9 protein-coding genes are annotated in these 7,401 nt (G+C 36.7%); 2 read left to right on the top strand and 7 right to left on the bottom strand.

Annotated elements, in window-relative coordinates; genetic code table 11:
- Positions 1–22 precede the first annotated feature (22 nt).
- The 3 genes from BTHG_RS04220 to BTHG_RS04230 are packed head-to-tail and all read right to left on the bottom strand — an operon-like array spanning position 23 to position 3,137.
- Positions 23–1,564, bottom strand: coding sequence for an acyl-CoA carboxylase subunit beta (locus BTHG_RS04220; protein ID WP_010282690.1), 1,542 nt, complete (start codon positions 1,562–1,564; stop codon positions 23–25).
- 17 nt (positions 1,565–1,581) lie between these two features.
- Positions 1,582–1,794 (bottom strand): biotin/lipoyl-containing protein, encoded by a 213-nt coding sequence (locus tag BTHG_RS04225; protein ID WP_010282692.1) that lies wholly within the window; start codon positions 1,792–1,794, stop codon positions 1,582–1,584.
- A gap of 2 nt (positions 1,795–1,796) precedes the next feature.
- A complete protein-coding gene (locus BTHG_RS04230) occupies positions 1,797–3,137 on the bottom strand; it encodes an acetyl-CoA carboxylase biotin carboxylase subunit (RefSeq protein WP_010282695.1) in 1,341 nt (446 codons plus the stop codon).
- Between the two features lie 189 nt (positions 3,138–3,326).
- Here BTHG_RS04230 and BTHG_RS04235 point away from each other — a divergent pair, with 189 nt between their 5' ends.
- Complete coding sequence (locus BTHG_RS04235) at positions 3,327–3,800, top strand: N-acetyltransferase (RefSeq protein WP_010282697.1); 474 nt, start codon at positions 3,327–3,329, stop codon at positions 3,798–3,800.
- A gap of 60 nt (positions 3,801–3,860) precedes the next feature.
- On the opposite strand, the gene gerR is transcribed toward BTHG_RS04235, so the two are convergent.
- The 4 genes from gerR to BTHG_RS04255 all read right to left on the bottom strand — a co-directional run bounded on the left by gerR (position 3,861) and on the right by BTHG_RS04255 (position 6,196).
- Positions 3,861–4,478 carry a sporulation-specific transcriptional regulator GerR gene (gene gerR / locus BTHG_RS04240; protein WP_010282698.1) on the bottom strand — a complete coding sequence of 206 codons (618 nt, stop codon included), beginning with the start codon at positions 4,476–4,478 and terminating at the stop codon, positions 3,861–3,863.
- Positions 4,479–4,563: 85 nt separating this feature from the next.
- Complete coding sequence (locus tag BTHG_RS04245; RefSeq protein WP_010282700.1) at positions 4,564–5,328, bottom strand: enoyl-CoA hydratase/isomerase family protein; 765 nt, start codon at positions 5,326–5,328, stop codon at positions 4,564–4,566.
- A 136-nt stretch (positions 5,329–5,464) separates the two neighbouring features.
- Positions 5,465–5,638 (bottom strand): 50S ribosomal protein L32, encoded by a 174-nt coding sequence (gene rpmF / locus BTHG_RS04250; protein WP_010282702.1) that lies wholly within the window; start codon positions 5,636–5,638, stop codon positions 5,465–5,467.
- Positions 5,639–5,677: 39 nt separating this feature from the next.
- The gene (locus BTHG_RS04255) at positions 5,678–6,196 is read right to left on the bottom strand and encodes a YceD family protein (protein WP_010282704.1); all 519 of its coding nucleotides are present in this window, start codon (positions 6,194–6,196) and stop codon (positions 5,678–5,680) included.
- Positions 6,197–6,360: 164 nt separating this feature from the next.
- On the opposite strand from BTHG_RS04255, the gene BTHG_RS04260 reads away from it, so the two are divergent.
- Positions 6,361–7,401 (top strand): nucleotidyltransferase (locus BTHG_RS04260; RefSeq protein ID WP_010282707.1); only part of this gene is annotated, 1,041 nt, incomplete at its 3' end.

The raw sequence follows: 7,401 nt of genomic DNA on the forward strand, positions 1-7,401 counted from the left end.
TGGGGATACACTTCGTATCTAATTATACTGGATATACAGGATGTTTCTTATGGCCAAATTCAATTTCTTTACTTTCATAAAAAGCCAAACGGTTAATAAGAACTTCCCGTAATTCTACAGCAGGGACAATATCGTCAACAATAAGCTCAGATGCAAGCTTGTAGATATCAATTGTCTCCTTATAATCCTGTTGTTTCTGTTGAACAAACGACATTCGTTCTTTCGGATCTTCAATTTCATTGATTTTGTTTGAATAAACCGCATTAACCGCTGCTTCAGGTCCCATAACCGCAATTTGAGCGGTAGGAAGGGCAACACAGTAATCAGGATCAAACGCAGGACCTGCCATTGCATAAAGACCAGCACCATATGCCTTTCGAACGATAACGGATATTTTAGGCACAGTTGCAGAACTCATTGCTGCAATCAACTTCGCTCCATGTCGGATGATTCCTGCTCTTTCAACTTTTGTTCCAATCATGAATCCAGGGACATCCGCCAAAAACACCAATGGGATATGGAACGCATCACATAATGTAATAAATTTAGCAGCTTTGTCCGCAGAATCCACGAACAAGACGCCACCCTTTACTTTTGGCTGATTAGCAATAATTCCTACTGGTTTTCCGTCGATACGGGCAAGACCCGTTATAATTTCAGGCGCGAACAGCTTTTTCACTTCATAAAAGCTGCCTTCATCAATAAGGGTATCAATCCCTTCATACATATTAAAAGGAGCATTCTGATTGACAGGAATGATTTCTTCCAAGCTTTTTCCAGCTTTAGGTGATACCCCTTCTACATTTGATGGTTTTTTCAAGTAATTTGCAGGGAAAAATTTCAAATACCTACGTGCACTTTGAATGGCTTCTTCTTCATTTGCCGCAAGTACATCACCACAACCACTTACCGTACAGTGCATTCTTGCACCGCCCATTTCTTCTAATGTCACCTTCTCACCAATGACTTTTTCAGCCATCCGTGGTGAACCTAAATACATTGATGCATTTTTATCGACCATAATCACAATATCGCAAAAAGCAGGTATGTATGCTCCACCCGCTGCTGAGGGACCAAATAAAATACAAATCTGTGGAATCATTCCCGAGAGTTTTACTTGATTATGGAAAATTCGTCCTGCCCCACGACGGTTTGGAAACATTTCAAGCTGATCTGTTATCCGTGCTCCAGCTGAATCTACTAAATATAAAAGTGGCACGCGAAGTTTCTCCGCAGTTTCTTGGATGCGAATGATTTTTTCAACGGTTCGGGCTCCCCACGAGCCCGCTTTAACGGTTGAATCATTCGCCATCACACAAACTTTCTGACCATTTATTTCTCCAAGTGCGGTAACAACACCGTCAGCTGGAAGATCTCCAGCCGTATTGTTAGCAAACTTCCCATCCTCTTGATAGATACCATTATCAAATAGAAGTCGAAGGCGATCTCGGACGAATAATTTATTTTGTTCTTTAAGTTTTTGGTGATATTTTTCGTGCCCTCCGGCTTCAATTTCTTTACTTTTTTCTATGAGTTTTTGATCTAAATTCTTTGTATGAAGCATGATTGACCTCCTATCAATTATTCTAGTACAAGTAATACGTCGTCCTCATTTACAAAGTCACCTATTTCAACTTTTACATTCGAAATCTTACCAACTACTTCACTTTCAATAGGAATTTCCATTTTCATTGATTCCAGCACAACCACAACTTGACCTTCATGTATTTCTTCACCTTCTGAAACCAATACTTGTAAAACTGTACCTGCCATACTTGCTGTTATTTCCTTCATCTTTAGTTCCTCCTCAAGTTTTGTAAATAGTTGGTCGTATATTCTCCTTTAAGAAAGGAATCCTCAATAATGACTTCTTGAAATAATGGGATATTTGTTTTTATTCCTTTAATCATAATTTGATTAAGATACTTTTGAGCTATTTGAATGGTTTCTTTTCGGTCATTACCTTTTACAATAATTTTGGCAATCATTGGGTCGTAAAATGGTGAAACTGAAGTTCCTACTTCATATCCATTATCAACTCGAACATTCTGTACATCTAAAGGCAGAGTATATTCCTCAATTTTTCCTGGTGACGGAAAGAATTTGATTGGGTCTTCTGCATAAACGCGAAACTCAATAGAATGTCCTGTTAAGATAATTTCTTTTTGGGACAAAGGTAATTTTTCACCCCTTGCAACGAGCAGCTGCCATTTCACAAGGTTGATATTGGTAATCATCTCTGTAATCGCATGCTCAACCTGAAGTCTTGTATTCATCTCTAAAAAGTAAAAGTTTTCTTCTTCATCGACAATAAATTCAATTGTTCCAGCATTCGTATATTGGACAAATGCTGCTGCCTTTTTAGCAGCATTACAGATTTTTTCACGTGTTTCTTTAGAAAGAAAAGGAGACGGTGTTTCCTCAATTACTTTTTGATTTCGTCGTTGAATCGAACAATCTCTTTCAAAGAGATGCACAATGTTTCCATGATGATCCCCAAAAATCTGCACCTCAATATGCCTTGCATTTGGAATAAATTTTTCAATGAATACCTCATCGTTTCCAAAATACGATTTAGCTCGAGTCTTAGTTGTTTGAAATGCCTTTTGTAATTCTTCTTCGGAATGACAACAAACCATCCCGATTCCACCCCCACCACCACTTGCTTTTAGCATAACTGGGTAGCCATATTCCGCTGCAAGTATACAGGCTTCATCAATTGTCTGGATGCCACAATCGCTTCCCGGGACTACCGGGACCCCCGCATCAATCATAGTTTGTCTCGCTTTGACCTTATCCCCCATTAAGGAAATAATCGAGGGTGATGGTCCGATAAAAACAATTGATCTTTTCGCAATTGCCTCAGCAAAACTTGCATTTTCTGACAAGAAGCCATAACCAGGATGGACGCCATCCACTTGCTCACGCTCTGCAATTTCGATAATTTTATCCATTTGAAGATAAGATTTCAGAACGGGAGGCTCACCGATTCGGTGCGCAACGGTTGCTTGTTTGACAAACGGCAACTCCCTGTCCGCATCTGAATAGACAGCAACCGTTTCGATTCCCATCTCATGACATGTTTTAATGATCCTAGAAGCGATTTCTCCCCTGTTTGCAATCAACACTTTTTTCAAGAATTTCTACCCCTTTCCCAACGAGACATTAGGATATAATATAAAATTTCAACACTCATCTACATTTTCCTGCACATAATTGAAAGCGTTTACTATATTTTTCTACAGAATTTTTTGTAATTTTGTTATATAATGAATATATTGTCATCATTACAGATTCTCATAGATGAATCACAAGGGGGATATCAAATGTATACGGCAAAAGTTGAGAAATTATTAGTAAACTATAAAACACTTGAAGAATTTAAAGATTTCAAGGAATATGGTCTCCAGGAACTATCCATGCTTGAAGACCTTGAATCAAATATTATTGAAAATGATAGCGTTTCACCTTTTTACGGAATTTACTATGGTGATAAATTAGTGGCCCGAATGAGCCTTTATCGTGTTGACAAAAAATTCAACAAATATTTTGATCCCGCTCAAGACTATTTAGAGCTTTGGAAACTTGAAGTACTACCAAACTATCAGAAAAAAGGCTTTGGAAAAGCCCTAGTGGACTATGCAAAATCATATAACCTACCGATTAAGACAAACCCACGTGTAAAATCTTCAGAATTTTGGGAGAAAATGGGGTTTTCACCTGCAGCTTACAACATGGAACGTGACCTTGGAGAAAACCCTCTACTTTGGTTTCCAGAAGGTGTAAACGAAATAGACTAGACCAAGAATAGCGCTATGCATAAAGAAAAACAGCTGAACATAATGTCAGCTGTTTTTACGTTATTTTTCAACTCTTTCCAAATTCCCATTTCGATCCATTTGAAATTTCACCTTTTTGCTTCTTTCGTCCTCCTGAAGAACCACCATTTTGCGAGCTCGTTCCATAATTTCAATTAATGCCTTATAATCTTCTTCAATTAATTGAATATTACTTTCCAATGTATTTTTTTGAGCACTTAAAGTTTTGACCTGCTCTTGGAGCTTACTTATTTGATGGTTCAAACTTTTATTTTCATTGACTACATTTTGGAGCTCATTCTCGGTTTTTTCATATTCTTCAAGGAATCGGATGACATCCCGAAGTTGCAATTCCGAAGTCTGCCTACTTACACTTTCTGCTATTTCTGGTTCAGCTTGTTGTTGCTGAATTGGTTCTCCATTAGTATGTTTTTTTAACGCTTTTCGCTGTTTTTTAGCAAGCTCAATTCCAGATTTATATTGTTTGCGGACATATGAATTCCATCTAAAACCACATGCAGCTGCAGTCCGTGATAATGTACGTCCCACTTCTTCAAATGCACCTAATTGTGTTCCCCCTTCACGAATATGGCGCAATACTACCTCAGCAAGCAATAAATCTTCATCTTGAGTCCATGCATCTTGACGTGTTGATGTCATATCTTTTCCCTCCTAAACTTCTTTTTACACATATATATGCATGTAGTAGAAAAGATAGACTATACACACTCTAGCAAGAAAAGAATTATTCCTTTTGCATGATTTTCCGGACAGCCACAAGGTGTTCATTAGATACCCACAATGCAGAGCATTCCTTGATTTCTTCAATCATTCTTTCCCTTAATCCAGTAGCTGCCCATTTTCTATTTACAACTTTTTTATATGCTTTTACTACTTTATTACTATGTACTATTTCTTTAGCAATAAAATCTTTACAGCTCTTGATAGAATTGTCCTCTGGAAAAACTTGTTGAATAAAACCAAGTGCTTTCCCTTCCTTAGCAGAGATAATTTCCCCAGTTAAAAGGAGATGGTATGCTTTATCGATCATCATTCTTTCTAGTAGCATAGTTGCACCACCCCATCCTGTTGTAATACCTTGTTTACCTTGAACAAAACCGAATCTACTTTCATCTGATGCTAGTCTATAATCACAAGCAGTCGCAAGTTCACACCCTCCCCCTATTGCTAGTCCGTTCAATAGAGCAATTGTCGGCTTTGATAAAGTGGCCAATGTGTGTAATATCATTCCCATTTTCATGAGCATTTTGTAAGCTTCTTCTTCTGTTTGAAGATTTTGAAAGACAGATAAATCTCCACCTGAACAAAATGCTTTTGACCCAGTTCCCGTAATAACCAAAACCTTATCATCATCATTTTCTTCAACCTCATTGAGGGTTTTTTCAATTCCATCCATAATATCATAATCTATTGCATTCCATTTTTCAGGCCGATTGATTGTAAACCAAACGATTCCATCTTTATCTCGTTTTACTATGTATTTTGACATCATTATCCCCTTATCCTTTTTACCTTTATTGTACTGGTAATGCTGGAATTCGCAACACTGATAAGTTGGAAATTTGGACAAAATAAAAAGCGTGTTGATACCACTGTATCAACACGCTTTTAACTTGTTAACAAAATTATTTGTTAACAACTTCTTTTCCTTTGTAACTACCGCATTCTTTACATACGCGGTGTGCTAATTTCATTTCACCACAATTTGGGCATGCCACCATACCTGGCACTTGTAATTTGAAATGTGTACGACGTAATCTTTTTCTAGTCTTAGATGTTCTTCTAAAAGGTACAGCCATTATTCCCACCTCCTTAAAAAAAATAGATCAAGATGGATTTTATTCGTCTTCAAAGAATTTTGCTAGTCCTGCCAATCGGGGATCAATCTTGTTCTTCTTATCGTCTTCAGTAATAACTTCCCAATCTTGTCCTGACTGTGGTGCAGCATCTTCAGAATTCGAATCATCACAAAAAATCTGAATTGGTATTTCAAGTAAAATATTTTCCTTGATTATTGGAAGTAAATCAATTACTTCTCCACGTACTTGATGAATATCATCATCCGACTCTAGGTCAAAATCAGATGTTTCTCTAAGTAAAAACGTTTCAGTTGTTCTAATCTCGAATGGAAATTTCACATCAACCAAAGTTCGAGAACAAGGTAAAATCATAGACCCTGAAATTGTTAAATGGAAGCTAGCTTTTGTAGAGCTAAGATCAGCACGACCGGTTACTTGTACAGGAGTAATGTCTCGAATTGATTTATCAATCTCCATTAAGTCTCTTACATCCACAATTTCATCAATCATTAGACCTTTTTGAGCCAACTGATTTAATTGATTAATTGTCCATTTCAAGTGAAATCACCTCGAAGCGCAACAAAGGTAATTATAGCTTTGCGGATTACATTTGTCAATATTTTTTCTTTACACTATACTAATTGTGTAGATACTTATCTACTATATCAGCTTTTCCAAAAAAATGATATTTAAAAATAAGTTTTTTCATAAAGGAGTAACAGATGAAGTCGGTTGGAGTTATTGTTGAATATAATCCTTTTCATAATGGACATAAGTATCATCTTGAAGAAACAAAACGAAAAACAAATGCAGATTGTACAATTGCAGTGATGAGTGGAAACTTTCTACAACGCGGTGAGCCTGCACTAGTTTCAAAATGGACTCGGACCAAAATGGCATTAGAAGCTGGTGTTGATATTGTCGTTGAATTACCGTATGCTTTTGCCACTCAAAAGGCTGAAAACTTTGCTAATGGAGCAATTGCGCTTTTAAGCGCACTCTATTGTGACAAAGTTTGCTTTGGAAGTGAAAATGGAACGATTAATGACTTCGAAGACACCCTTGATTTTATGAAAAAAAATCGACAAAGCTATAATCACAGAATTGAGCAGTATATGAAAAAAGGGTACAGCTATCCTAAGGCAGCATCTCTTGCTTATTCTTCACTTTCAAATCATGATACATACGTTGATTTATCAAAACCAAATAATATTTTAGGCTATCATTACGTAGCAGCGATTCATGACCAAAAAAGTTCTCTTAAAGCAGAAACAATCTTACGAACATCTGCAGGCTATCATGACGAAACGTTTTCCCACGAGTCTATTGCAAGTGCTACTAGCATACGTAAGACATTATTTTCTGCTGAAAAAAATATGGATGAAATCAAAAACTATATCCCACCATCAACGACCAAATGGCTATCAACCTATTATCATGAGAATGAATTATTCCATAGATGGGAGGAGTATTTTACATTATTAAAGTATAAATTACTTACGACTACACCATCTGAATTAGCAAATATTTACGAGGCAGAAGAAGGAATTGAAAATAGACTATTAACTTATATCTCAGAGGCAATTTCGTTTCAAGATTTTATGGAAAAACTTAAAACAAAACGCTATACATGGACAAGACTTCAACGACTTTGTTTACATGTCCTAACCAATACAACAAAAGATCAACTAAAGCAGATCAACGAAAATCCAGTTGCAACTTATATACGTTTACTTGGGATGTCCCAAAAAGGACAGAGCTAT

It is taken from the genome of Bacillus timonensis, from assembly GCF_000285535.1.
Lineage (GTDB): Bacteria > Bacillota > Bacilli > Bacillales > Bacillaceae_L > Ferdinandcohnia > Ferdinandcohnia timonensis.